This is a genomic window from Bartonella sp. AU15XJBT (assembly GCF_028618615.1).
Lineage (GTDB): Bacteria > Pseudomonadota > Alphaproteobacteria > Rhizobiales > Rhizobiaceae > Bartonella.
Genome location: NZ_JAQITG010000009.1, coordinates 34,515 through 60,061, shown reverse-complemented (window position 1 = coordinate 60,061; position 25,547 = coordinate 34,515). Strand labels below are relative to the sequence as shown.

General features: G+C 38.7%; 20 protein-coding genes and 2 pseudogenes. 3 read left to right on the top strand and 19 right to left on the bottom strand.

Translation table 11 applies throughout. The annotated features are described in order from the left end of the window. Nucleotides 1-30: 30 nt before the first annotated feature. The 18 genes and pseudogenes from PVV57_RS05665 to PVV57_RS05580 form a co-directional block, all read right to left on the bottom strand. Nucleotides 31-876: a BID domain-containing T4SS effector gene (locus PVV57_RS05665; protein WP_273719042.1), complete on the bottom strand. Its 846-nt coding sequence runs from the start codon at nucleotides 874-876 to the stop codon at nucleotides 31-33. A gap of 340 nt (nucleotides 877-1,216) precedes the next feature. Next, nucleotides 1,217-2,317 carry a BID domain-containing T4SS effector gene (locus tag PVV57_RS05660; protein ID WP_273719041.1) on the bottom strand — a complete coding sequence of 367 codons (1,101 nt, stop codon included), beginning with the start codon at nucleotides 2,315-2,317 and terminating at the stop codon, nucleotides 1,217-1,219. A 307-nt stretch (nucleotides 2,318-2,624) separates the two neighbouring features. After that, nucleotides 2,625-4,223 (bottom strand): BID domain-containing T4SS effector, encoded by a 1,599-nt coding sequence (locus PVV57_RS05655; protein ID WP_273783628.1) that lies wholly within the window; start codon nucleotides 4,221-4,223, stop codon nucleotides 2,625-2,627. A gap of 1,560 nt (nucleotides 4,224-5,783) precedes the next feature. Then, nucleotides 5,784-6,292, bottom strand: a pseudogene (locus tag PVV57_RS05650) (type IV secretory system conjugative DNA transfer family protein); the annotation flags it as partial. Between the two features lie 197 nt (nucleotides 6,293-6,489). Continuing rightward, on the bottom strand, nucleotides 6,490-8,118 hold the full coding sequence (locus tag PVV57_RS05645; protein WP_273783627.1) for a BID domain-containing T4SS effector: 1,629 nt from the start codon (nucleotides 8,116-8,118) through the stop codon (nucleotides 6,490-6,492). A 537-nt stretch (nucleotides 8,119-8,655) separates the two neighbouring features. Further along, on the bottom strand, nucleotides 8,656-10,575 hold the full coding sequence (gene traG / locus PVV57_RS05640; protein WP_273719038.1) for a Ti-type conjugative transfer system protein TraG: 1,920 nt from the start codon (nucleotides 10,573-10,575) through the stop codon (nucleotides 8,656-8,658). Nucleotides 10,576-10,723: 148 nt separating this feature from the next. Beyond that, a complete protein-coding gene (locus PVV57_RS05635; RefSeq protein ID WP_273783626.1) occupies nucleotides 10,724-12,340 on the bottom strand; it encodes a BID domain-containing T4SS effector in 1,617 nt (538 codons plus the stop codon). A gap of 10 nt (nucleotides 12,341-12,350) precedes the next feature. After that, a complete protein-coding gene (locus PVV57_RS05630) occupies nucleotides 12,351-12,557 on the bottom strand; it encodes an antitoxin VbhA family protein (protein WP_273719036.1) in 207 nt (68 codons plus the stop codon). Between the two features lie 68 nt (nucleotides 12,558-12,625). Beyond that, nucleotides 12,626-13,696, bottom strand: coding sequence for a P-type DNA transfer ATPase VirB11 (virB11, locus tag PVV57_RS05625; RefSeq protein ID WP_273719035.1), 1,071 nt, complete (start codon nucleotides 13,694-13,696; stop codon nucleotides 12,626-12,628). After that, a complete protein-coding gene (gene virB10 / locus PVV57_RS05620) occupies nucleotides 13,693-14,871 on the bottom strand; it encodes a type IV secretion system protein VirB10 (protein ID WP_273783625.1) in 1,179 nt (392 codons plus the stop codon). The genes virB11 and virB10 overlap by 4 nt, the downstream gene beginning before the upstream one ends. Then, the gene (gene virB9 / locus PVV57_RS05615; protein ID WP_273719033.1) at nucleotides 14,864-15,730 is read right to left on the bottom strand and encodes a P-type conjugative transfer protein VirB9; all 867 of its coding nucleotides are present in this window, start codon (nucleotides 15,728-15,730) and stop codon (nucleotides 14,864-14,866) included. The genes virB10 and virB9 overlap by 8 nt, the downstream gene beginning before the upstream one ends. Continuing rightward, nucleotides 15,727-16,431, bottom strand: a complete 705-nt coding sequence (locus PVV57_RS05610) for a virB8 family protein (RefSeq protein WP_273719032.1) — start codon at nucleotides 16,429-16,431, stop codon at nucleotides 15,727-15,729. Before PVV57_RS05610 ends, virB9 begins: the two co-directional genes overlap by 4 nt. After that, on the bottom strand, nucleotides 16,385-16,699 hold the full coding sequence (locus PVV57_RS05605) for a type IV secretion system protein VirB7 (RefSeq protein ID WP_273719031.1): 315 nt from the start codon (nucleotides 16,697-16,699) through the stop codon (nucleotides 16,385-16,387). The genes PVV57_RS05610 and PVV57_RS05605 overlap by 47 nt, the downstream gene beginning before the upstream one ends. 211 nt (nucleotides 16,700-16,910) lie before the next feature. Further along, nucleotides 16,911-17,891 carry a type IV secretion system protein gene (locus PVV57_RS05600; protein WP_273719030.1) on the bottom strand — a complete coding sequence of 327 codons (981 nt, stop codon included), beginning with the start codon at nucleotides 17,889-17,891 and terminating at the stop codon, nucleotides 16,911-16,913. Beyond that, a complete protein-coding gene (locus PVV57_RS05595) occupies nucleotides 17,878-18,417 on the bottom strand; it encodes a type IV secretion system protein VirB5 (protein ID WP_273719029.1) in 540 nt (179 codons plus the stop codon). Before PVV57_RS05595 ends, PVV57_RS05600 begins: the two co-directional genes overlap by 14 nt. After that, nucleotides 18,414-20,768: a VirB4 family type IV secretion/conjugal transfer ATPase gene (locus PVV57_RS05590; protein WP_273719058.1), complete on the bottom strand. Its 2,355-nt coding sequence runs from the start codon at nucleotides 20,766-20,768 to the stop codon at nucleotides 18,414-18,416. The genes PVV57_RS05595 and PVV57_RS05590 overlap by 4 nt, the downstream gene beginning before the upstream one ends. 22 nt (nucleotides 20,769-20,790) lie before the next feature. Beyond that, a complete protein-coding gene (locus PVV57_RS05585) occupies nucleotides 20,791-21,099 on the bottom strand; it encodes a type IV secretion system protein VirB3 (RefSeq protein ID WP_273719028.1) in 309 nt (102 codons plus the stop codon). 1 nt (nucleotide 21,100) lies between these two features. Next, a complete protein-coding gene (locus PVV57_RS05580; RefSeq protein ID WP_273719027.1) occupies nucleotides 21,101-21,421 on the bottom strand; it encodes a TrbC/VirB2 family protein in 321 nt (106 codons plus the stop codon). 395 nt (nucleotides 21,422-21,816) lie between these two features. On the opposite strand from PVV57_RS05580, the gene PVV57_RS05575 reads away from it, so the two are divergent. The 3 genes from PVV57_RS05575 to PVV57_RS05565 all read left to right on the top strand — a co-directional run bounded on the left by PVV57_RS05575 (nucleotide 21,817) and on the right by PVV57_RS05565 (nucleotide 23,820). After that, entirely contained in the window at nucleotides 21,817-22,542 is a 726-nt protein-coding gene (locus PVV57_RS05575; protein ID WP_273719026.1) for a hypothetical protein, read from the top strand. A 646-nt stretch (nucleotides 22,543-23,188) separates the two neighbouring features. Beyond that, on the top strand, nucleotides 23,189-23,443 hold the full coding sequence (locus PVV57_RS05570; RefSeq protein ID WP_273719025.1) for a hypothetical protein: 255 nt from the start codon (nucleotides 23,189-23,191) through the stop codon (nucleotides 23,441-23,443). 140 nt (nucleotides 23,444-23,583) lie between these two features. Continuing rightward, complete coding sequence (locus tag PVV57_RS05565) at nucleotides 23,584-23,820, top strand: EexN family lipoprotein (protein ID WP_273719024.1); 237 nt, start codon at nucleotides 23,584-23,586, stop codon at nucleotides 23,818-23,820. 660 nt (nucleotides 23,821-24,480) lie between these two features. On the opposite strand, the pseudogene PVV57_RS05560 reads toward PVV57_RS05565, so the two are convergent. After that, nucleotides 24,481-24,851, bottom strand: a pseudogene (locus PVV57_RS05560) (helix-turn-helix domain-containing protein). Between the last annotated feature and the right edge of the window lie 696 nt (nucleotides 24,852-25,547).

The following is a 25,547-nucleotide window of genomic DNA, read 5'->3' as shown; positions in this document are numbered from 1 at the left end:
AATTGATCTGTTTTTATGTTTATGCCCCCCTTACATGGCATAAGCCATCCCTTTTTCTCCGTGTCTTTGTCGTTGTGGACTGTGCTCTGGACTATTTTGTTCTTGTCCTCTTTCGTGATGACGATGATGGCGATGGTGTCCTTCAGTTTGCTGACGATTTTCTTGATGGCGTTTTTGTTCCGCTTGAGGGGTTCGCGATAACTTCTCTGTTGCGTTTTCTACAGCTTTTGTATAACCGTCAATGGCCTCAATGAGCGGTCTAAAACCCTCTTCAGCCTCTTTGCGTGCTTGACTTTTTAAGCCAAGTGCGGAGCGGCCAGCAAGCTTATGTATAGATTCAGGATCTTCAGCAAGTTGATTTGAAAGCTCTTTTCCTTTACCGGGATCTGTAAGTATGCCTTGCAAGTGTTGCTGGAAAAGCTTGTCATTGCCATAAACAATTTGACCCCAATGCATGACCTCTTCTCCATATGCTTGGACCTGTGGATTTTTTAAAAGCATGACACTCATTTGTTCTGCTGTGAGGGAAGATGAAGGTCTTCCTCTTTGTTGTGGAGCAACCTCTGTATAGTCGGTTTCAGATTCTTGTTGCCCTTGAGCATGGTGTCTGCCTCTTGAAGGAGAAACGCTGCTAACGGATGCGTATGTAACTTCAGCTTCGCGTCTTGGGGGAGCAACCTCTGTATAGTCGGTTTCAGGATTTTCTCTTCCCTGATCAGGACGTCTCCCTCTTGAAAGAGGATCAACTGTGCTAACGGATGCGTATACAACTTCCTCTTCTGGATTTGGTCTGCGCTGGCCTCCTCTGTTTGGTTTATTAACTGTTGCATAGAGGGCTTCTGGATTTTCAGAAGGGTGTGGGTGACTTTTTTTCATGGCTGTTTCCTTTCAATATTTTAGAAAACCTCTTTGGTGCATTCCCCACTTTTAGTTTTGATAACTTCTAAGGCAAAAGAAGATATCACACTGAATGGCCTCCAAAGATTTCGCGCTATTCAGAGACAGTGTAACGGACATTTGTGTCTTTTATACAGTTTTTTTATGAAATCTTATCAACAAGTTATAATAAATTACACGATCCATTTTTAGGACTATTTTTTGTAAGATTTTAAAACAATTCTTGGCGCAACGGCAATGAAACGATTTACGCCAAGAAATTCCATGAAAAAGAGATTACATAAAAACAAAAACTATCTGTTTTTATGTTTATGCCCCCTTACATGGCAAAAGCCATTCCTCTGTTGCCCTCTTGTCTGCGTTGGTGAGGGCTGTGCTCTGGACTATTTTGTTCTTGTCCTCTTGCGTGATGATGACGGTGATGATGGTGATGTTTGTGTTCTGTGTCTCTTTCCGGACTTTCTTGTTTTAGACCTCTTTCTTGCTCACGTGTAAATTCTTTGTGGAGCTTTTGTGTTGTATGTATATGCTTTTCAAGAGCTGAGTAAAGGTGACGAAAGCCATCTTCGGCCTCTTTGCGATCGGGGCTTTTTACGCCAAGGAGTTGCCTGCCTGCAAGTTTCCCAGGGCTTTCAGGATTTTCTGCAAGGTCCCATAAGATTTTTTCTGTATCCTGAGGATTTTCAAGAATTTTAGCAAGTGGTCCATTCAAGGCATGCTCGTTACCATAAACAACTTTGCACCATTCTTGGGTTTCTCTTACACCATATTGAAAGTCTACGTTTTTTAAAAGCTTTGTCGTAATCTCATCTTTCGGGGTTCTAGGAGGAGGAGTTGTTCCTCTGCCAACGCCTTCGTAGAGGGGATTTTCCCGTTGTTGGGATTCTTGTCCGCCTTCAGCACCCATGCCAACAGTTGCATAGACAGATTCTATTGGTTTTTGGGGAGAAAGCCCCCCATTTGCTCCGTGATTAATTTCTGCATAGAGATGTTCCTCTGGCCTTTGGGGATATCGCAGATCCTGAGTGCTCCCGCTAGGTGAGTCGTAGAGGGGGTTTATTCGTTGTTCGAATTCAGTCTCACCCGTTGCCAGATCAACGATTGCATAGGGATCTGCGAGTTTTTCAGCACGTCGCCCATTGCTCGGATTCCCACCAAGCCTGTCATAGGGATTCCCTAGTGGTTTTTGGGGGGCATAGATCGTTTCGGTTGTCTGTGGTGCATAGACAGTTTCTAGTGGCCGTTGAGGAGGCGTGTCATAGTCACTGGGAAACTGTCTTGTGTTAGATGCGCTAGCATTTGCTTGTTGTATTTCTTCTGGACTTGGTATGCGCGGGCCTTCTCTTCTGTTTTGTTTATTAACTCGTGCGTAGAGGGGCTCTTGGCTTTGGGTTTCTGGGTGTGGGTGACTTTTTTTCATGGCTGTTTCCTTTCAATATTTTAGAAAACCTCTTTGGTGCATTCCCCACTTTTTTGATACCTTTTAAGACAAAAGAAGATATCAAATTGAATGGCATCCAAAGATTTCGCGCTATTCATGTTGGCTTGTAATGGACATTTATGTCTTTTATAAAGTTTTTTTGTGAAATCTTATCAATAAGTTATAATAAATTACAGGATGCATTTTTAAGACTATTTTTTGTAACATTCTAAAACAATTGCGTTGGTGCAATGGTGATGAATAATTGGCGCCAAGAGTTCTGTTGGAAGGCAAAAATTGGCGCGTTTTAGCCGGTAAGAGCCAGCGATGAGGAGCGACTAACTTTCAAGCTGCGAACTTGACAGTGTGCTTCTTGGGTGTTCTTGACAGTCTGTGCAATTTCTTTGGCTTTGCTTTCCGATGTCCCAAGAAGACAAGCCAATCTTGTATGATCTCTTTCTTGTATGGCTTTACGATCTTCTGAGGAGAGACGATTGTGTAATTGGCGTGAAAAGGTATGGAGTTCTTGTCGGAGTGCTGGAGAATGCAATAAAGCTTCCGTTTGTTGTTCTTCTGATAAGGAAAAAAGGTTTTGTAAATTTTTTCCAGGTTTCTCAACCACGTGGCTCAGGCGATTTTGTTCTCTCTGGTGTTGCTCTAGAACTTCATCTTTTTTTTGCTGTGTTATTGTGGCATAACTTTTAAGAGCTTGGCTGAGTTGTGGAGCAGTCTGTTCGGCTTGTCTGCGATTTGGACTTTTCATGCCTAGAGCTTTACTCCCTGCAAGTTTAGAAATTGACTGAGGGTTTTCTAAAATTTCATCCGCAAATTGATTTCCTAAGTTTGGAGCTGCCGTTACGATATCCAATTTTGTCTTTAAGGCTTGGGCTTTACCATATACAGTCTTTGATAAATGTTCGATTTCTTTTCGGCATGCTTCAACATAAGCGTCATTTGAAACTCTTGCAAATAACTCTTCTTGGGTGAGAGGGGCTAATGTTTCTCGTGGAATCAAGGTTTCTTTTACATTTTGAATGTTGGTTTTTTGAAAGCAGAGGCGGGCGCCGTTGCGTAATGTTTTGATTTGTTCTGGGGAAAGATCATCTTTGTGCCCGACGACGAAAGCCCCCTTTACTTCCATAACAAAACCTTCTGCTGAAGTGCCTCTAAAGATGCCTTCATAGGTTACACCTTCTTTTGCTGCAACAACAACACGATTGTTAATTTCATCCAGTCCAGCATTTCTCATCTGGGTGATGAATTCTTTTAAAACAAGGGATTTTTGCGGATGTGTGATATCTTCAAAAAGATCTTTCATCGGTTGGGGATTGCCATGTTGTATCGCTTCAATACAAGCAGCTGTCATGCGTCCTTTTGTGATGAAAGAGAAGTCAATGGTATGTCCTGCTGCTTGTCCAAGTTTTTCCATAAACATTCGATTGACGCGCCCATTGCCTTTTCGAAAAGGGTGTGCGTGCTCGAGCTTCATAAAAATTTCAGCGGCACTTTCAGAAAATTCTTGGCGCGATAAGCCTTGTAAATTGTTCTTTTCACTGAGTGTTTTTTCGAGTTGTTGGAGTTCTTTTTTAATCTGTGGGCCAACGGCAAAGGGAACTTCATGACCTTTGGGACGCATCGCTGGCATACGAGCAGTGCTGCCATCTTCAAATGTAAAGGATGTATCGCGGGTCTGTCCAGCCCATTCAAAAGTTTTGTGGAAGAGGCTCCAGTGGATTAATTTGAGATAAGTAGTATCAAATTTTTGTGGGGGTGGTTCATGGCGAAAATTAATAGCTTCTTTAGCGGCGTCATGGGCACTGCGTTCATATAGTTTTTTGGGGTCTTTGATGCTATATTTATTTTTGAGTGTTTTGGTTCCTTTATATAAATAATTTTGCTCTAACATATCATCTCTCCTTAAAGGTTAGGGGGGTGGTTGATGCGCGTTTTAAACGCAGTATGTTGAAAGTTCCCCTTCACGTGTATGAATGGTTGTATCAACCCTTTTGTAAGGCTTTTGAAAAGCTTTTGGTTGTGAGGGATGCACAAAGCTCTGTTGCGATTGTTTGCATGCCTATTCCTTGTTTCATTTATTTTAGCTTCTCTGATGTTTCTTTTTGTTTATGATCCTGTTGTGCTGTAAAATACTGATATTTAAGATGGCGATATGAATCCCATAAGGGGTCAAAAGACAGATTTTTGATAAATCGACTCTGGGGGAAATCTTCATCCTTTGAGGTGGGGGCAAGAGGTCAAAAAGAAAAATATTGTTTAAAATTTTCGCTGTTTTGCCTTTAATAAAGTTGTTTGCAAGAGTGCTTTGATGAAGGGACTGGATATGGCGGAGAGGATCGCTCTTGATTATCGGAAGGCTTTGGGACTTTTCATACATAGTGTTCAGGGTTTGAAGTCTATGGATCAAAGCAGTCATCAAGAATTTTTCTCCATTATGTTTTTTTATTGGTTTATGCTGACATCTTGTTTATATGTTTATAACAAAATGTTTTTTACTTTGTGTTGTTGCTCTTATTATCTTGTGTTACTTTAAGCCCCATAAGAGGGGAAAAGCTTTTTTGGTAAGAGAGAAAGGCGTTTTTTCAGCGCTTGATAATTAAAGTAGAACACAAAATGATATCGTAAAGAGGAGAAACCTTGTATAAGAATGATTTATTCATTTTGGTGTATATCTTGAATGTTTTTTTGAGGGGAAAATCGATGTTTGTCGTGTGGGGGGGGTGAGTACTCTTGTCTTAAAGAAAAATCTTTTGTTGATTATGTTCTCTAATAGATATACGTCCTTTACGTAAAACAAAACACCATTGGGTTATTAATTCATGGGCTTGTTTTAAAGAGACATCTTTTAACACATCCATTTGGCGACGGTGCTCATAAATGGTACAACGTTAAAGCCTCCCATGAAGTGTATAAAGTCTATTGAGCTTTCCCATTTTTACGCTTCATAAAGAAGCTGGTACCCTCACATATTTTGAGTGCTTAATATTTCGGACAAAACCTTGGGCCTTAGAGACGGTTCATAAAAGGTATGCCTTTCTTGTACAGTTTCACTCTACATGAGGCCCTCGCTTGTGACATGCAGGCGACAGAGTTTTGATTGATGTAACACAACATGGAACAGATTTAAGATGAGAGAATCTTATGCTATTTAGTTTCTAATTTAACAAAAAATATAAATTATCATTTATAAATCAATATGTTATATAAATTATATATGAAAAACTTTGTATAAATGGGTTCCTTTTCCAAGTGGAGATATTAGTGTCGCTATTGGTTGGGTCTATGGGCGTTTTTTATAAAGACTTTTTAAAGACTGCTGATAAAACGATGCACAAAATATAAAAAGGAAAATTACGGATTTTTTGACCCTGTTTTTCTTGTATGTGGGCGGTTATTTTTTGTTCATCGGCTTTTAAAAAACAGGAATTTGTGCTTTTTTGTCAATATCTCATCATGGGGGGTAGTTTTTCTTTTGTGGGGCAAAGCGATTTTTTGCAGCTGAGGCTAACATTTCTTTCCTTCTGAAAGAGATGGCGCGACCACATCGCAAAGGGGAGCCTTGCATCAGAATAATTTGTTCATCTTGACGCATTTCTCGAATAACTTTGTGGGAAAAAATGAGTGCTCTTTGTTGGTAATTGATGTTGTAAGAGCTCATTCCTAAAGATAAACCTCTTGATTTGCTCGTTCCGGTGACTTCAACGGTCATTTGACCACAGCGTTCTGAAATGTCTTTGGCTGTTTGAAGATCTTTAATGGCAGCATAGCTAACAAAGGAGCAGCTTTCAAACCATGAACGTGTTCCAGATTCTCCAAAGTGATTGACCAACTGACCAGAAGATTGATAAAAGAGCATTAGGGATGTTCCGTATTTACGTCCACGATCACGCGCTTCTTTTAAAATATTCATATAACCACGAAGATCTACTTCATCTAAGACAAACAAAATAGGCTTTTGTAGCTTTCGTTAGTGGTAATCATGACGTTTAAAAGGAATTAACAATTATCCTGTCCAATTGCTCTGGATATGGTGTATATGCTATGTGCAAAATTGGTGGTAGGGCGCTTAAGTAATCTGTTTTTTGCATGTATGATAAGAATATTAAAATATCTCTTCCACATAGTTGTTTAAAACAAAAAACAAAGTTTCATATTTTTTAGCTGGCCATAGCAAGTGCATTTGAACGATTTTGGGTGCGTGTGTAGAATTGGCTATGAGCGTTTCTTGCTTTTTGAACAATGTCGGTAATTTCTCGTGCTTTCTGTTCTGATATACCAATACTTTGTGCAAGTGTTTCATAATCTTTGTTTGTGATCGCACTACACTCATTTGATGAAAGACGATGTTCTAAACTGTTTATCAAAGTGCGGAGTTCTCGGTATAATTGAGGAGATTGAGACAAGATCTCTCTTTGTTTTTCCGGTGATAAAGCAAAAACATTTTGCAAGTTTTGGCTGGGCTTTTCTACTGCCTTTCCAAGGCGTTCTTGTTGAATTTTATGATCTCGAGTGATTATATTATAAGCAGCTTCTACAGTATACACATAATTTTCAATTGCAAGAGAGAGCACATCAAGATGATTTCTAGCGTTTACACGTGCAGGATTTTGTAGACCGCATATACTAAAACCTGCAAGAGGAGAAACAGAGTGCGGGGCCTGTTTAATCTGATTAGCAAACTGTCTGCCTAATTCTGGATTTTTAATAATCTCTTCTATCTGTTCGTTTAATGTGTTTGCGTTGCCATAAACAGTTTTTGCGTATGTTCGGACTTGCTTTTGAGCTTTGAGAACATGACTATTTACCGCAACTGTTTTGGAACATTCACTTTTTGTGAGAGGCGCTAATGTTTCTTTTGGAATAAGCGTGTTTTCAAGCTCTTTGCTTTTAGGGGCGGTAAAGGTAATGGTATCACCAGATTTTAGTGTTTTTAATCGTTCTGGTGTTAAATCATCTTTATCGCCAATGACCAAAGTTCCTTGCATATCGAGTATAAAACCTTCTGAATAACAACCTTTATAAGTTCCCATATAGGTTTCTCCTGTCTTTGTTGCCATAACAAGGCGATCATCCACGTTGCGTCCCGTATTGTTTATGTGGTCCATAAATTCTTTTAAAAGACGCATTTTTTGAGGATTGGAGATATCTTCAAAAAGATCTTTCAACAGTTGTGTATTGCTATATTGCATTGCTTCGCTATAGGCAGCCATCATACGTTTTTGTGTGACAAGCGAAAAGTCAAGCTGATGTCCTGCAGCTTTGGCAAGATTTTCAAAAAAGATTTGTTCTGTGTGTTCATTGCCGTCTATGAATGGGTGAATCTTGTGGAGAGAATAAAATAGACTTGTTGCTTCCTCGACAAATTCTTCGCGCGTTAAGCCTTGCAAATTGTCTTTTTCGGCAAGCGTTTGATCTAATTTTTGTAAGAGCTCAGGGATTTCTTCACCGGTTGCAAAATTATTGCCCCATTCCATTCTTTTCATTTCTGGCATGGCAGCAATGCTATCGTTTGTAAATGCGAAAGGGATATGGCGGAGATGCCCAGCCCATACAAAGGTATTTTTAAACAATTGTTGATGGATATGGCATAGATAAGTTGAATTAAAATATTCTGGCAGGGGTTCTGCACGCAGATTAATCATGGCTTTTTGCCTATCATGTGAGCATTTTTCCAGAAAGCGTTTTAAATCTGTTTCTCCATATCTATTTTTGAGGATTTGGGTACCAGGATAGATATAATTATGGGGTGAGGGAATTCCTTTTGTTTTTTCTTTTGCTTTTGGCATTGTTACATTCCTTATAATGTTGGACTTTCCATGAGAGTCTTAAACTCTTCTCGTGAAATATTCCCCCCTCGCATATTCTTTTGAGGTTTTAAGCCTTGGATAAGGGAAAAGAATTTGCTCAAATTCATGGGTGTTTTTGAGTATATCAATCCTTATCTTGGCACTTTTTCCTTTTACTGAGAAAAAATGGTTCATCTGTGTTGCTTTAATGCATATTGTCTTTTTATTTTTTTGTAGAAAGATTTTATTCAAGCGATTTTTCTATAAAACAGCTGTCTTCAAAAATTTCTTAATGGGGATATCTCAAGGCGTAGACATGATTGGTATGCATTGTTTGGTAATGGAGGGGATGCTTCATAAAAAATATTGATATTGGTGAGCACAGCTATAAAAATACCATTTAAGGACTCTTTCCCCTCATATTTTTTTGCTGGATCATGGGGAAATTTCTTTTTTATAGGCTTTTATGAAATAGAATCTTTGCTTTTATCCTTTGATGTTGTTGTTTTGATGCATGTCTTCATTAGAGTATGTTTTTTAGTTTTTCTGTGCTTTTGGGGCAAAGCGGTTTTTTGCAGCTGCGGCTAACATTTCTTTTCTTCTGAAATAGATGGCGCGACCACATCGCAAAGGGCGTTGGCCTTGCATCAGAATAATTTGTTCATCTTGACGCATTTCTTGAATAACTTCATGGGGTAAAATCAGAGCTCTTTGTTGGTAATTGATGTTGTAAGAGCTCTTTCCTAAAGATAAACCTCTTGATTTGCTTGTTCCGGTGACTTCAACGGTCATTTGACCACAGCGTTCTGAAATGTCTTTGGCTGTTTGAAGATCTTTAATGGCAGCATAGCTAACAAAAGAGCAGCTTTCAAACCATGAACGTGCTCCAGATTCTCCAAAGTGATTGACCAACTGACCAGAAGATTGATAGAAGAGCATTAGGGATGTTCCGTATTTACGTCCACGATCACGCGCTTCTTCTAAAATATTCATATAGCCTAGAAGATCTACTTCATCTAAGACAAATAAAACACGCTTTTTATATTTACCGTCTGCTGTAACCATGGCATTGAGAAAGGCACCAATAATAACACGTCCTATCGCTGGATAACTGTTCAAAATGCTTGCGGGAAGATTGAGAAAAACATCCGTATTGCCATTGGCGATATCTGAGGAAGAAAAATCATCCCCGCAGACAAGATCTGCGTAATTGGATAAAGAAAGCCATTGGGTGTCTTTCGAGGCGGTTGTATAGACTCCTGAAAAGGTTTGCTCTGCCATTTCTGTAAAAATACCCACCATTTCACGAATAAAAGGAGAAGGCGTTGTTTCTTGGATCATGCGTAATTGATTGATAATAGCTGTTTCTGATTGAGAGAGAATTCCACGCAATGTTTTTAAATTGCGCTCCTCGTCTTCGTATTCATCAGAAAATATGACATGCGCAAGAAGAGCCGTTAAAAGATTATGGGCTTGTGTCGAGAAATATTCCGCTGAAGAATTGTCTGATTTTTTATCTGTGAGAAGCAATTTGGAAAAGCTAACAATATTTGCTTCACGTTGTGTGCGGGGTACGCTGTCATCTAAAAGCCAATCGATGACATTAAAACTTTTTGTTAAAAGTGAATTAGGATCGAGAACAATAACATTTCTATTGCCCATTTTTTGACGCGCAAATTTGACCATTGGGGCAACTTCTGTTGAAGGATCAAGACAAATAACAGACCCAGGATAGTTTAAACACGTAGGAACCACTGTACTTGTGGTTTTATAGCCACCAGAACCAGCAAAAAAAATCATATGGGTTGAACCAAAATCAAGATTAAAAGTTAGCAAAGGTGCTGTTCCACCTTTGCCCCATGTTGTTTTATTGCCAGGTGCAAAGGGAATTTTGCACACATTATCTTGATCAACACGGTATCTTTCTCCCACAACAATTTGCCCATTGGCAGGAAAGATTTTTGCTGCCTCTCTTAAATCCATCCATGAGGCTTCACCAAAAACACCTTTTTTGGCACGCTTAACCTTATTTTTAGGGGGGGAGGTTGTTATGAATTGAATAATGGAGAAAAAAGCACCAATGATGATGCCAAAGACAACCATGGGATCCATGAATTGAAGTGCATAGCTCCACGTTATTCCTTGTTGGCCCACATAGGGACTTAAACGTTTTATTTCACCTCCAATATAGTAAAGAGCTGTGGTTCCAAAAAAGGCAACAGAGACAAAAGTGATTGTTTTACGCAGGTGCAGTTTTTGCGAGAGACTATACAACAATGAAACAGCAGCTGTTAGGGCTAAGACTAATAAAGGCTCTGAACGAAGAGTCCAATAAATTTGATCGCTCTTTAGTCCATTTGTTATCAGCAACAAAAAATGAGGGACAAGGAATATCGTTAAAGCACCTAAAGCAATAGGAGTTAAAATAAGTACCATTTGTGTCTTGGTATATTTCATTGTATTTTACTTTCAATTCTCTTTAGAATTTGCTGTGAAATGCTCTTTTTTTCAGCTGTGTAATACTCTTTTTGCAAAGCTGCAAGATAATGCTAACCCGTTTTCGTTTATGCGCCTTACTCATGAAAAAGGAAGGTTTTATCCATCCTTAGCCGGCCATAGCGAGTACATTTGAACGGTTGACTGTGCGCGTGCAAACTTGTTGGTGTACTTCTTGGGCTTGCTTAACGGTTTGTGTAATTTTTTTGGCTTTATTTTCTGATACACCAATGCTTTGAGCCAATGTCTCATACTCATTATTTTTGACAGCTTTATGTTCATTTTCTGAGAGACGGCTATTGATGTTTTTTACAAAGGTAGTCAGCTCTTTTCGAAGTTCAGGATTTTTTGCTAAAGCTTCTTGCTGTAATTCTTTTGGCAAGGAAAAAAGATCTTGCAAGTTTTTACTTGGCATTTCTACTATTTTTGCACGGCGAGCTTGTTCTGTTGCATGTTCTTGCGTAATTGCCTTCTCCGCATGTTTTACAGCATGGGCGAAATTTGTAACAGCACTACAGAGCATATCAACATGATTTTTAGCATTTGCACGTGCCTGATTTTGTAGTGCAAATAAACTGAAGCCTGCAAGATGAGCAACAGAGTCTGGTGCTCTTTCAATCTGATTGGCGAGCTGTTGACCTAAGGCTGGATTTTTAATAATCGCGACCATCTGTTTGTCTAATGTTTTTGCATTGCCATAAACAATTTTTGCTAACTTTTGAATTTGGTCTCGAGTTGTGTGGACACAGGCATCTTCTGCAATCATTTCGGCTTTTTCATTTTTTGTCAAAGGGGCTAATTTTTCTTCAGGAATGAGTGTTTGTTCAAGCTCTTGGGCTTGGGGAGCTGTAAAAGTAATTTTATCACCGGGTTTTAATGTTTTTATTTGTTCTGGTGTGAGATGTTCTTTATTTCCGATGATGTAAGCACCTTTCACGTTGAAGGTAAAACTTTCATGACCAGCACCTCTGTAGGTGCCTGTGTAAGTTTCACCTTCTTTTGCAACCATAACAGGGCGATCATTAACCTTGCGACCGAGATTCTTCATGTTATCCATAAATTCTTGTAAAAGACATGTCTTTTCTGGATTGGAAATATCTTCAAAAAGATGTTGCATAGGTTCTAGATCGCCGTTTTCTGCTACTGCAATACTGGCAAGCATCATGCGTTCTTTTGTGACAAGCGAAAATTCAAGTTGATGGTTTGCGGCTTGAGCAAGTTTTTCAAAAAAGATTCGTTGTGTGCGTCCATTTCCTTCTCTGAATGGATGGATTTGGTTGAGAGAGTTAAATAAGTTTATTGCTTCAGAGTTAAATTCTTCGCGCGATAAGCCTTGCAAATTATTCTTTTGGCTAAGCGTTTGATCTAATTGTTGTAAGCCTTCTTGAACTTCATTACCGATTGCAAAAGCATGTTCCCAGCCTGTTCTTTTCATTTCTGGCATGGTGGCAGTGGTGCCATCTGCAAATGTAAAGTGTTCATTGCGGGTATGGCCAGCCCATTCAAACGTTGTTTTAAATAACTGATAATGAAGATATTTTAGATAGGATGAATCAAATCGTTGTGGCGATGGTTCTTCGCGTAAATTGACTATTGCTTTTGCTGATTCATGGGAACATTTGTCAAGAAAGGCGTTAAGGTTCTTTATTCCATGTTTATTTTTTAGCGTGACGCTTTTAGGGTAAGTATAATGATAAGGTGAAGGGATTCCTTTTGCTTTTGGCATTGTTACCTCCTTATAATCTAGCATTGTCCATAAGAGTATTAAATTCCTCTAGTGAAATATTCCCTCTCGCATATTCTTCTAAAATTTTGAGCGTTGTGGAATGAAGTGTTATTCCCTCTATTGCATGGGTGCTGATCGCTGTATCAACCGCTTTACGACGTTTTTTCAACTCTTCCGCTGTCATCGATAAAAGATTTTCTGTCGTCTTTGTCAGCATTTATTCTTCCTTTCCAGCTTTTCAATAATTGCCATAAACAAACCTTTTTTAGCAGGCGTGTTTTATCTTTAGTTACCGCCAAAGATGTTTCGTTGTTTGAATGGGTCATAATAAATTTCTGTGACCTTAAATTTTCCTTCAACCCGTTTGCATTGGATGATGATATCAATCATTGAAATCAATAGACCTCGAATATCATCACGTTCTAAATCACCCCCTCCCTCACTTTCTTTAACCAAAAGGGTCATTTGCTCAAAGGCAGCAAGAGCTGTTGAGGCATGAACCGTCGTAATGGAGCCTGGATGGCCAGAATTGACATTGCGGATATAATAAAAGGCTGTACCATCTCGAAGTTCTTGCAAAAGAATACGATCAGGACGCATCCGTAAAGATGATTCAAGCAATTCTTTGGGGCCAACAGAAGCTAAACCTTGTCCATCTTTTGAATAGATCATCGAGACATGGTTAGGGTGCGGTATCACCAATTCTTGTGTGTCTTCAATGGTGATAATACGCTCGTCTTGAGGAATTTTGGCGATCAATGCTTTTGATAATGTTGTTTTCCCCGAACCAGTCTTTCCCGCAATCAAAATATTTTTCTGGCATTTTACAGCTTGATTTAAAAAGGAGACAAAGTCTTTATTGCAATAAGCATTGGCTAAATTATGTTCGATGATTTTGAGTTCATTAAAACGCGTATGATAATCATTCAATGGCGTGAAAGATACCTGCTCACATAGCGAGAAGAGACCTTTATTGGCAAGCTCTTCGAGAGAAAAATTCTGCGATGATGGTTTGCGAATTGTCATACTAATTGTGTCCTTTTCGACAGCGGGTGGAATGACAATTTGAATGCGCTCATTGCCTGGGAGGGTCGCTGATAAGATTGGATTCTTATTTGATATATTTTGCTTGGAATAAGACGCGACAACTTTCGCAATCCCCATAAGCTCATTAAAAGAGAGAGCCGGTGCTTCTACTGTTTTCCAGCCATCTATCCCTTCCGTCATTACTTGATAGGGACGATTGATAACAATTTCAAAAAGACTCTCATCTTTCAAAAAAGCACTGATGGGTTCAAGTTTTGTGAGAACAATCGCGACGGTTTCATCGCTCATGGTATGTAAGGTTTGGTTCATTCTAAAGGTATCGCAGAGTTTTTGTAAAAGTTTCTTGAAACAGCTCGATTGATAATCTGTTTTTTGTTTTCGATGACTTTTAATTTATAAACGCCGGAAAAATCCAAATCGCGGGCAACGAAAACGTTCACCATTTCCCCTTGGTTTTTGGATAAGGTTGGAGGAATATTGGCGTAATTTTCGACAATAATATTTGCAATGTTTTGTCCTGAAGAGAGTGTTTCATGCTCTTCTTTGTCTTGTTTTTTTGATAAACGTTTATTGGCATAGTTTGTTACATCTTTTATCAGGGATACAAGAAGTGCAGATCCAATCCTCTCTAACCAATGATTATCAATATCACCGTCAATACCAGAGCGTCCTAAACTGTCTGTTGCCGGTGAAGCTAAGGATATAATGATACCATTGGGGGTTTTGGCTCTATTCCATAGCACAAAGAGACGTTTTTGGCCTTTTTTCAATCCGGCGCGATACTCACCAACAATTTGGGTGCCTTTATCAAGAAGCACAACACGACCATTGTCTGATAAAATATCTCTGGAGACGATACAACTGGCAAAACCTTGTTGATCACTGTTGATGGCTGTTTCTAAGATACAAGGGATAGAAGTTCCCATCGTGATGATATAATTTCGATTGCCAAGGGTTGAAGCACGAATACCTTCAAGCACTGTGGGTTTGAGAAGATGATTAAAGCGTTGTGTTGTTTCATCAGGCTTGCTTTCCAGTTGGTGAGGCAAAGCGTTTTTATTGATTTGTGAAACTGTTTTGCCTTGTTGTGCATTCGCATAAGCTAATACAGGAGCACGTTGTGCTGCTTCCAACAGAGGGTCATCAGAATTTAATTGATTGATCTTGGGGGTTGGTAGCTCGACTTTGGGTAACAGAGCGTTATTTCGGTGCGCCTGTTCAAGGGAAGGGGAGGTAGGCTTTGCAGGGCGGAAAAGTTCTGTTTGTTTGATAACTTTTCCTTCTTTTAAAGATTCAATCGCTTGTTTTTTCTCTGTAGGTTGTTTTTTGTCTGTAACAAGCGTTGAATAGGCTAAATAAAGACAGACACTGAAAAGAATAACAAGGGCGATTGCTTTGCCTACATTGCTCTGTTGACTTTTTCCTTGAGCATTTTTTATGGTATCACGATCATTAATGTTTTTTTCATCCACGGCGTTATTCATGGCTGTTTCCTATGTTCACTTTACGTTGTACAGATGGTGATGTCGTTCCCGTTTCAGGATTAATTCCTTCTGGGGTGAACTTTTTATTAAAGATGCACAAGACTTCATTTCCACGCCGTAGCGTGAATTGTGCCGCTGTCGCATGAACAATAACCTTGTTGCCTTTAATTGATTTTGGAATAAGAGCTTCTTGCCCATCAGGCGTTACAAGGTAAATGCTGGGGATTTCAACATTGCCTAAAAAGGTAAAGGTTGTTGTTTTCCCATTATCATAAACAGAAGAAGGTTCAATGAGGGATGAGCCTTGGGCTTCATAAGCCCAGTTGCGTGGTCCAAAATCCTCATGGATATTTAAAATATCATTGACAAAATTTTCTTCACGTTGTTCGGCTTTTGCGGCTTCGGCTAATTTTCTACGCAAGGCTTCATCTTCTGGATAACGAAACTTTACTAAAAAATATGTCTCATTGCCGGCTGAAACCTCACCTTCACGGATTTGCAGCTCAAATTGATATGACCGCTTTGTTCCATCTTGGCGGCTTGTGACGATTTGTAAATTGGTCACAGGTTGGACTTCACGCGGTTTGAGAAAAACAAAGTGGCCAGCCGGCGCAACTTGCCAAGCAACGGAATTTCCAATTCCTACATAAGTGACTTCTTCATCATCCGCAAATTCTAGCTGAACGGAAGAGCGAATGGAGCCAATGATTTGTACGACGTTGTAGGGGTCATAATTGACAAATCTGATGCGGTTATCTTTACGTGCACTGACAGGCGCTGTTTCTGCAAATGAGAGGACTGTGTGAAAGCTGAGAGTGAGCGTAAAAATTAAAAAGATGGTTTGTAAAAGTCTGATCATTTTATCACCTCTGGATCAGATCTATATTCCGATACTTGAAAACCAAGGGGGTTGATGAGACGATCAGACGTTGAAATGTGTGCGTTAACGTAAGAAAAATTTAAAATTGAAACCCAATGGGAAATATTTTCTTTTTCATTAAAGTCTCTGACCGTTTTATAGTAACGAACTTGAATAAGATCTTTACTTATAAAAGAGATTGATTTGATTGTGACTGTCGCAATCATGTTATGATAAATATTTTGCGGACTTTCTGGATTATTGCCCGCGTACCATTTTGCAAAACGGTTTTGTTCTTTTGGAGAAGATAAAAGAGAGACTAAGCGAAAACTGTTTTCTGCTTCTGATGCTTGAAAACTTTCACGAGCCCGAACATATTGGCCAGCAAAATAACGCGTTATCGCTTCATCATAATCGTTAGGGGAATCTTTTAGGGCGCTTACAGTGTCAATGATGCCTGTTGAGTTATCAACGCGGATAACAAAAGGCTCTACCGTTTTCAAAGGCGTTAAAGCTGCAACAGCTAAAGCGAGCGCAATCGTCATCAAGCCAAAAAGCACCGTTAAAGCCATGGAAATTTTCATCCGCATGCGCATGCTATGCATGCGATCAATGTCAAATGAGCGTGCTTCTTTTATATATTGTTCAAGGGCATCACTTTTCACGCGTAATCTCCACAGTTTTATCAGTTTTTGCTTCATGAATAACCGACTTTAATGAAGCTGAATTAAGCACCGAGTTTGCTGTTGCTTTTTCACTTTCCAAAGTATTGAGAATGATGGGTATGGTAGCAGACTTTACGGATTTTTCTGGGTGGACAACGTTTTTATTTTCCCAATTCCACTTATCTTTATTTAAAGCACGTGTCTGTTTGCCATTACAGCGTGGTGGTTTTTTGGGGCCACTCAAAGAGGCACAGCCGGCAAGCGCTATCGTTAGGATCATAACAAAAGTTATTTTTTGTTTCATTTTTTGAACTCACAAATATCTTGGAATACAATGCATGAGAGCCTTTTATTTTGAACACTTTTACAAGTTTATGTGATGCAAGATTGTGCTTGGTTTTGCTGTAAGAACCAAAATGTTACGACTTTCATGGAACAAGATCACGGGGCGTGCGCCAAAGGGCGCACGCAAGGCAAAAACAAAAATGCTTATTCTTTTAAGTAAGTGCTTTATCTTAAAACCGTCCACGACCACCACCTCCAGATTTTCCTGCTTTTGCCGCCGCGCCTGCCGCACCTTTACCGGCAGCTCCTGAGATTTGTAAAGTGGCACTTTTTATTGCATTACCACTTGATCTTACTCCATTGGCAACCATTGTGAAAATCTGTCCTCCTGAAGAGACACCAGCGCTAAAGTATGGTCCGCCAGAGGCCAGTGCTGTTGCAATTCCGGGAAGCGCACGGAAGATAATAACCCCTATGATCGAAATGACGATGACAGGGGGGAAAAGAATGTAGATTGATTCATATGAAACTTTGAGGACCTGTAGGATTACTTGACATATAATTGTTCCAAGCATGATCACGAGAACTTGTAAAATGGTAAAATTGATCAAAGTTGTAATCCATGCATCGGTGTATTTTCGCGTTGCATTGAACAAATATAAACTAATGAACAGAGGTCCAAGACCTATAATCATCACGAGTGCAACTTGTGCAAACATTTGGACAACAAAACCACCTATACAAAAGAGAATAACGGCTAGAAGCATGATAGAACCAAGAAGCCCCACAACGATTTTTTCAAAAAACCAAGCATTGTATAAGACTTCTTGATAGCGAGAACTGGCCTGCAACAAAATAAAATCAAAAACATTAGAGCTTGCAGGATTACTGTTCAAAGCATTCCCAATCGCGTTGGACAAATCATTGAAGAAAATATCTTTGACATACGTATTAAATGTATCCGCATTCGTTGCCATTGTTGTCACAACGACGATTTTAACAACATTATTGAGAAGGCTATGCATGGAAAGCGCAACGCGACCTGTCATAACATTATAGCCATAAAGAAAGATAAAAATGATTGCGGCAAGATTTAAGGGTGCTGAAATAGCAGAAGATAAACCACTCACCGTTGTGTTCATCACATTGTCGAGAGGTTTTAAAATATACCCAGAAATGCTTTCAAAGGGAGAGAAACTATAGTCTGACATCTGCACCAGTACTTCCAATTTTTTCTTTTAATTTTTCTTCTTTTTCTTTTAATTGTGCTTGGATATATTTATGCTTTTTTTGCTCCTTTTCTTCACGCAGCTCATCTTTTGTCTTCGTATCTCTTGCTTGAATCATCGCCAAAGACTGAAGTTTTAAAGAACTTGCCTGAAGATCCGCTTGAAGAAGAGAAGCTTTCACTTGAAGCTCTTGCTGAAGGGTCTGAAGTTTCTGCAATTTTTCAAGTTTAGACTTTTTTTCCGTCTCTGTTTCAGCTTCAGCTGTTGTTTCTGTTGTATTTATTTGTGATTTAAGTTGTTCAAGTTGTTCTTTTATTTCGTTGATTTTTTTTGTCGTTTCAGTTGCAGTTTTATAAATGGTTTCTGCGGTTTCTGATTTTGCAGCATCTAATTTTTGGGTGTTTTCGAGAGCTTGTTTATAATATTCATCTGCATCGGGGGACATTTGTGAGAGTGCATGAGAAATAAAAGAAAAAGATAACAATGTTACTAAGCCATATTTTTTCATTGATTTTTTCTCCTTTGATAAAATATGGGCAGCCATTTTTCAGGATCTGCTCCATATTCATTTATAATTTCATTCATGAGTTCAATATTTTTGGTTGTACCGCTTAAAACGGCGATCTCATCGTTCATTTCGCGTAAGTTAAGTTCTGCAACGACGGAACTTTGTCCTTGTTTGATAAGAAAACGACGGGATTCTCTGCTTAATTCTGACTGTATCAGTTCAAATTCACGCTCAGTAAGTTTGAAAGCTTCAACATAATCCTTGTAATTTGCTTTTTGATTTGGGAAAAATATTTGGGTGGGGCATTGCTCAATAATTGTGTGCGCGATTGTGGAGTTTAAAGCATCTTTGGGGCTTTGTGTTGCAAAGAGCATCATGCCATTTTGTTTACGGATTGTTTTGAGCCGATCTTGCGCAAAAGCTTTGAATGAATCATCTTCTAAAGCTTTCCAGAACTCATCAACGACAATAATGATGCGCCGTCCGTCAATCAGATCAAGAATGCGGTGAAAGAGATACATCATCAAGGGACGCCGAATTTCTTCGTTATCTAAGAAATCGGTCATGTCATAGCCAATGAATTGTGCATTTAAATTGAGATCATCTTGATCATTATCAAAAACCCATCCTAAATCATTGCCTCTAATCCAGCGTTGTAGCCGTATGGCAATCCCTTCTTTGGATGTGTTGTCAAAAAACAGTTGAAGGGCACCAAGAGAGCGCTGTGTTGGGGGTAAGTTTTCTAAAGAATCGATGGCTTTGGCGATATCTTGTCGTTCTTCTTCGGTCACGATTTGCCCTTCAGTGCTCACAAGCTTTAAGATCCAATTACGAAGAAAGATTTTATTTTTTTCGCTGTATTCCATGCCCTTTAAGGGCGCAATACCGGTAGGCTGTCCATTTTTTAAAGGTTTATATTTTCCACCTCCAGCGCGTACAAAAATCTCTGCGCCTTGATCTTTGTCAAAAAAAACCATGGTCGGATTGTGTTTTTGTAATTGTGCAAGAAGAAAATTAACAATCACTGTTTTACCAGATCCCGATGGACCACAAACAAAAGTATTTCCAAGATCACCATAATGAAAATTAAAATAGTAAGGTGAAGCAGCTTGTGTTTTTAGCAATGCGACAGCAGCCCCCCAAATATTATCATTCAATTTGCCAACGGGGAAAGAATGGAAGGGCGATAAAGCGGCAAAGTTTCTACTGGTAATGGCGCCTGAACGCGCACGATAGCTAAAGTTTCCAGGCAATTGCGCCCACCATGCGGCTTCTAGTCCTAAATCTTCTCTGGCTATCACGGCTCCCCCATTGGTTAAATGGGAGCGTGCTTTTGATAAGTTCTCAGTCAATATTTTGGGATGATCGGCAAAAACAGCTAAAGAAATGTGATGTTCACCCAAAACAAAACGGTTTGACTCTAAATCATCCAGGGCCTCATCCAATGCATCAATTTGTGAGCTCGCACGGTCGGCTGCATTAATCATTTGATTTTGCTTGCGACTCATAATTGCATTGGCGGCCGCTTTACTTTTAAAAACAAAGGATTGTGTTAAGATGAATTCAAATGGTACCGTAAGCAAACCATCGGTCATTCCTGGACGTGTTTTAGAAGGGTATTCTTTCCAGCCAAACATGCCGACAAAGCGTTCATTGCTTTCATGGCGAATTTCGATAATTTCTTTCCCAAAAATAACACGATCTGAGTAAATCGTTGAGGCAATGGTGCCAAATGTGAGTGGAATACGTTCACGTCTTCCACCCACCAGTTGGTGGAGAAATTCACTTTGTTCGGAAAATAAAAGTCCTTCATGTTCATAGATTGATAGGAGACGGACTCCATATTCTTCTAAACCTTGCATGAGATCTTGGCTTAACTCTTCGAGTTTATGAATAGCTTCTTCATCGGGTTCAGATTGCGTTTTTTTTGCTTTGCTCAAGCGCTGAAAAAATGCTGCCAGTTGTTGTGTTTTATCTGCTGCGGGATTCCAAAGCAGCGAAATAAACAGATCATTTCGATACAGCTCTTGCGAAACCATTTTCTTTTTGTATTTTTCATCTAATGTGGTTGCAAAAGACGAAAGAAAATGGCCTTCTGGATAAATTGTTTCACGACGGCGGATGATGTGAGAATATAAAGCAACCCGTTCATCTGCGATATTTTTCAAAAGAGTATTTAATTGGTTGTGTAAAGAATTTAATTGGTCAATATCAGCAGTGTCAAAATTTACACCTTCAACAGCCATCACAATCATTAAACAGCGAGAATTTAAAGCAATGACATGATGGTTGATGTGGCGTATATAGGGAATATATTCTTCAGGCAAAGTTTCCCGTTTCATCATTGACATCTGTTTCACCGTTTTTGTTCCTTCAACTTAGTTCTTTATAATTGCGGACAAGGCGTAAGGGGGAGGTAGACCCTCCTCCCCATCGGTTGAGGTTTTTTTGCTTTCCTCTTGTATTGAGCCATGCAAATAATACGCGAAATTGGTTGTGGTCATGCTTTGTCACTTCTCGCAAAATAAAGTGCATCCCAATCCCAAGACCAAACATAGTAAAACCACTGGTCAAAATGAAAAGAATGGATGTCGCCATGACATTAAGCGCCATCGCTTCCATTGTAACACCGGCAAACATGGCTGGACGTGTACAGGCAAGAAAAAGGGTATCTTCATTCATTCTATGTTGTGCCCGCTAATTTAGTGACGAGAGTAGGGGCACCAAAAACAATAGCAATACCCAGAACACAATAAGCTGCTTTGCGTAAATCAATAAAGCCATACATCCAACCAATACCTACAGCAGCAACACATATAATGGCAATGAGCCTCGCCGTTCCACCCGTCATCATTGTGACAATGTTGCCTAAAACACCATCAAGATTCCCAAAACCACCTCCACTAGGAGCAGAAGCAGCATAAGAAAGATCGGATACAAACACTGCTGTAAAAAGCAGCATGGTCACGATAAAAATGATGTTCTGGAATCTATGATCTGTCATTTTACCTCTCTTTAACAAACGATATTTGTTCATATCTCGACATTCCATTACCTCTAACAACTGGAGAATTCTGTTATTTTATGACAGTCTAAACTCCTCGTTTTTTATTTAAAAAGTCTTGATAGTGGATCTGCTCACTCTCAAACTCTTCTTTTTCAAGAGACAGAAGTCTTTTCAAATTGAGAGTGTGTTATATGAAAATGGCAATTTTAAGTTGTGCTTTTGGTTAAGACAACAATATTAAAACAAGGCAAGAAAGAATATCATTCTTTACAAAATGTAGTTAATATGCAACACAGATATTTGGATTTTTTTCTTTAAAAACAAGGGGATTGCTGATACACAATATGAAAGGATAGGAAAACAATGAATTTTTTGAGTGAGCGTGTTAAGAGATGCTATTTAAATTGATTGTTATTATTTACATTATGGGTTCCATAGTGTGGGGATTAAGCCAATATAAAGATAAAATAGATTTTAGCGTTCTTGAAACATTGAAGACGCAAGATATCCAAGATATTGTTGATCTCTATCGAGAAGAAAAAAAATTGCGTCAATCGATCACTAAACAACCATTAGAAGAAAATGAACCAGCGCTTGATCTACAGAAGAGTGTTTTATCAAACGATGTTGCAAATAATGCTGTTGTTTTTCATGGTAGGGCATCGGTTACAAGTGGGGTTACATTTAAATTACTAACACCTTCTGCACAATCTTGGCGATCCCGTATTACTCGTGATATTCATCTTTATGGTGTGGACACATGCGCACCACGTCAAAAAGCAAGATTAAAGAATCAAGAATGGCCCTGTGGTGCGGTTACAACGGCTTGGCTTGTCACCAAAACACTTGGACAGGATTTATCCTGTAAGCAGGCTTTTATGCACAAGGGTGTTTATTATGCGCAATGTTTTGTTCAAGGGGTTGATTTAGCCGAGGCAGGTCTTACAGAAGGTATGTTGCTCCTCTCAAAGGAGGGTGAAAATCCTATTCCAGCGCAGTATTATCATGCGGAAGAAAAAGCACGTGACAACAAGATTGGTCTTTGGTCAAGCGACTTCACTGAACCTTTAAAATGGCGGCGTGATAATGGATCTTATAACCCGTTTTCTGACTTTTGATAGACTGTGACGAACATATTTACTTAAACTTTTATGAGAGAAAACTTTACCAATAAAATTGCAAATTACTATAGGATAAATTGGAATAAGCCGTGAGAATATTTGCGTTTTTTCATAAAGGTGAACGGATAACACTTTTATTTTTAAGAGAGATTGGCTCTTAAAATGGCCTTTTTTCCTTGTATGTTTTCAAGGAGAAGGGGAATGGTATTTGGGGAGGTAAAAGGTTTTTCAATATTTGCACTTGAAGGAGAAAGTGAGAAGATAAAAAATGCTCAAGAAACGGGTTTGTAGAGTGGGGTTGATAAAGGTAAAAAAATGAACACTTCCCAAAATAATGGAATGTTTGATATAACTGATAAGTATTTCACAATGGCTTAAAAGAATTCATAGCAAAAGATTTTTTTTAACCAGAATTTTGTTTTCAGTATTGGGTAATGCGGTTTATTTCTTCAAAGTTCGTCAATCTGTCGCATGCTTTATGAAACTTTAAAAGCTATCTTCTTCTAAAATCATTCTTCCAAATGATGGATCTCAAATAGGACCTTACGAAAAAATCTTTTTAAACATGATTTGTATCGTTGGTATTTCTTCTATATTTTTAAATCACTAAGTATAAAATAACGATAACATGAGGGGGAAAATAGTGACCAAAATACAAATAAATAAAAAAGCGCTTGCACTTTTCTTGTTATGGCTTCGTGGTCCGTTGAGCGTGATATTAAGCATTATAATGCTCATAGGTTTTCTAGTGTTAGGAGCAATTCCTATCGCAGTCTCTGTATTTGAAATCAGTTGGACAAAAGCATTCGTGCGTCTTTTGATTTCGTCATTTTTATTGAGTTTTGGCTCTTTTCTTCTCATTGTATTTTATGAAAAACGCATACGACGGCTGTCATGAGCGCTTCTTGCATTATTGTACTTAGATGTTCATTGTGAAAATAAGCAAGGGATAATCACGCTCTATCTTCATAAAATATGAAAATTCAAAATCCATTTTGGGGATAATGTTAACAGATAAGGTATTTAAAGAGGGATAAAATGAGAAAATTTATTTTATTATGCATGGCTCTATTATTGGTGACCGGGTGTGAAAAAAACTATAGCGTAGAAGATTTTAAAAAAGATGCAAAATTAAGAGAAGAATGGGGAAAGAAGTGTTTTCTTTCAGGACCAGCTGTTCAGGAATCTACGAATTGTCAAAACGTTCTAAAAGCAGATAATGAACTGTTTTTCTCGAAAGAGACTCCTTCTACGGATCGTGGGCATGGCTTTTGAGAAAAATACATATCTCAATAGTAGATGTATAAGTTTCAAATAAAGAAGTTACTGTGCAATTGATTGTGACTTCTTTTATCTTTATAGAAGCAATCGTTATCATTTGTTATTCTAAATGATCGCCTAAAATTGTATTCACAATTATATCGTTTGTTTCAACTTTATCAGATTGAGGATTATGATTACGAGAAAACTGGATAATATTGTCTTATGATGGTGTTAGTATAGCATTGAGATTTTAGAGGAAAAAACATGCCTTTTAAGAATTTATAACAGATACTAAGTCTTTATAGCAGGTATGTTAAATGCACATCGTCTAAAATCAATGGAGCGTTCACAGCCAAGAGGGGATTTCCCTTTTAAAAATATATATGAATGCGTATCCTTTAGTGCTGTAAAACACCATCGTTTGAGAGGTAGTGAGGTAAAAAGTTTATGCATGGGGCCTTTTGATGGGAGAGTACGGTGAAGATTTCAGAAAGGGTTTGCCTGTATAATTTTGTCAAAGGAACCATATAAAATGGGAAGCTGAAAAGGAGCTGTTTTTGAGAAGGCGGATTGTTTATCAACCGGTTTGAGGAGAGATTTGCATTCTTTGAGGTGTGGGGAGAAAGCCAAGAACAGAGCGTGGTGCACCCTATATCCATGTTTTAAAAAGTTTTAATTCTGATCACAAATTAATTTTAAAATGGCTTTCTGTTTGACAGAGGTCAGGACTCTAAAGCTTTTTAAAAGCAAAAATTCCTCTTTGCTTGATGCAATTTCTTCATGAGGGTACGAGGTGTTTTCGTTTGTGATGATATGTAAGATGATATCCGTGTAAAAAAGGAAACCGGAACATTTAGGATATCGGAAATTTCCTTTAATCGCCCAGCGCTCACACGATTTAAGCCTTTTTCATACTTTTGGATTTGTTGAAAACTTACCCCTAAAGCGTCTCCTAAGTTTTTTTGAGACATCCCTAATATTTTTCGCTTCAAGCGAATTTTTTTGCCAACAAAAAGATCAATATTAAGGCTCTGAGTTTGCATTTGCCCCCTCCGGTTGCGAGCGCCCTCGCATTGGTATTCCGGGAGTCTAAAACTGAAGCTAAATCAGCATTTTGCTTTTAGTGCTTACAGCACTTGGACATAACAAAACCTCCCGGAATTCCGGGATATCCGCAAAGCGGAGTAAATTTTTATTTTAGCTTTCGGGTTTTAGAGCCCTATTGGTCGCTGCGTATGCGACCAAAACACCTCCATTCATAAAGTAATTTTAAGAGCTTGGCAATAAAAATCGTTTTTCTTGAGACGGATAGCTTTTTTAATAAAAGGCTGTTTGCTTTTCAATTTTTTATCGCTCATCACAATTATGCCATCAGCCCTGAATTTGGCGAAGAAAGTAAGAGAACCCCATGGGTTTGATTAAGCCCCTAGGGGCGCTTAATGAGGTTCTTGACTCATAAGCAAAATGGTTTGTTTTTATGCGACTGAGATATCATGATGGTAGGGAAAAGCTTTCATCAGTGGACATCCCTCATGCAAAACAAAATCAAAACAGAATAGATTGGGCTGTTCGGATATTCACGAGTTTGTTTTAAAGGAACATTTCTTAATGCTCGAGATCATTTCACAACGGCACTCCGTGAAGAGTATAAAGTAAAAGTTTCATGGATAGAATAAAAGCTATACTTCTATCTTTACTGAAAAAAGATGTACGACGGTATATACTCCACATACTCTTTG

Coding starts and splice junctions, on each gene's coding strand:
- PVV57_RS05600 (WP_273719030.1), bottom strand. CDS start 17,891: ATGTCAGACTATAGTTTCTCTCCCTTTGAAAGCATTTCTGGGTATATT.
- PVV57_RS05585 (WP_273719028.1), bottom strand. CDS start 21,099: ATGAATGAAGATACCCTTTTTCTTGCCTGTACACGTCCAGCCATGTTT.
- PVV57_RS05610 (WP_273719032.1), bottom strand. CDS start 16,431: ATGAAGCAAAAACTGATAAAACTGTGGAGATTACGCGTGAAAAGTGAT.
- PVV57_RS05630 (WP_273719036.1), bottom strand. CDS start 12,557: ATGCTGACAAAGACGACAGAAAATCTTTTATCGATGACAGCGGAAGAG.
- PVV57_RS05665 (WP_273719042.1), bottom strand. CDS start 876: ATGAAAAAAAGTCACCCACACCCTTCTGAAAATCCAGAAGCCCTCTAT.
- virB10 (WP_273783625.1), bottom strand. CDS start 14,871: ATGAATAACGCCGTGGATGAAAAAAACATTAATGATCGTGATACCATA.
- PVV57_RS05580 (WP_273719027.1), bottom strand. CDS start 21,421: ATGACAGATCATAGATTCCAGAACATCATTTTTATCGTGACCATGCTG.
- PVV57_RS05655 (WP_273783628.1), bottom strand. CDS start 4,223: ATGTTAGAGCAAAATTATTTATATAAAGGAACCAAAACACTCAAAAAT.
- traG (WP_273719038.1), bottom strand. CDS start 10,575: ATGAAATATACCAAGACACAAATGGTACTTATTTTAACTCCTATTGCT.
- PVV57_RS05645 (WP_273783627.1), bottom strand. CDS start 8,118: ATGCCAAAAGCAAAAGAAAAAACAAAAGGAATTCCCTCACCCCATAAT.
- PVV57_RS05565 (WP_273719024.1), top strand. CDS start 23,584: ATGAGAAAATTTATTTTATTATGCATGGCTCTATTATTGGTGACCGGG.
- PVV57_RS05595 (WP_273719029.1), bottom strand. CDS start 18,417: ATGAAAAAATATGGCTTAGTAACATTGTTATCTTTTTCTTTTATTTCT.
- virB11 (WP_273719035.1), bottom strand. CDS start 13,696: ATGAACCAAACCTTACATACCATGAGCGATGAAACCGTCGCGATTGTT.
- PVV57_RS05605 (WP_273719031.1), bottom strand. CDS start 16,699: ATGAAACAAAAAATAACTTTTGTTATGATCCTAACGATAGCGCTTGCC.
- PVV57_RS05660 (WP_273719041.1), bottom strand. CDS start 2,317: ATGAAAAAAAGTCACCCACACCCAGAAACCCAAAGCCAAGAGCCCCTC.
- PVV57_RS05590 (WP_273719058.1), bottom strand. CDS start 20,768: ATGTCAATGATGAAACGGGAAACTTTGCCTGAAGAATATATTCCCTAT.
- PVV57_RS05575 (WP_273719026.1), top strand. CDS start 21,817: ATGCTATTTAAATTGATTGTTATTATTTACATTATGGGTTCCATAGTG.
- virB9 (WP_273719033.1), bottom strand. CDS start 15,730: ATGATCAGACTTTTACAAACCATCTTTTTAATTTTTACGCTCACTCTC.
- PVV57_RS05635 (WP_273783626.1), bottom strand. CDS start 12,340: ATGCCAAAAGCAAAAGGAATCCCTTCACCTTATCATTATACTTACCCT.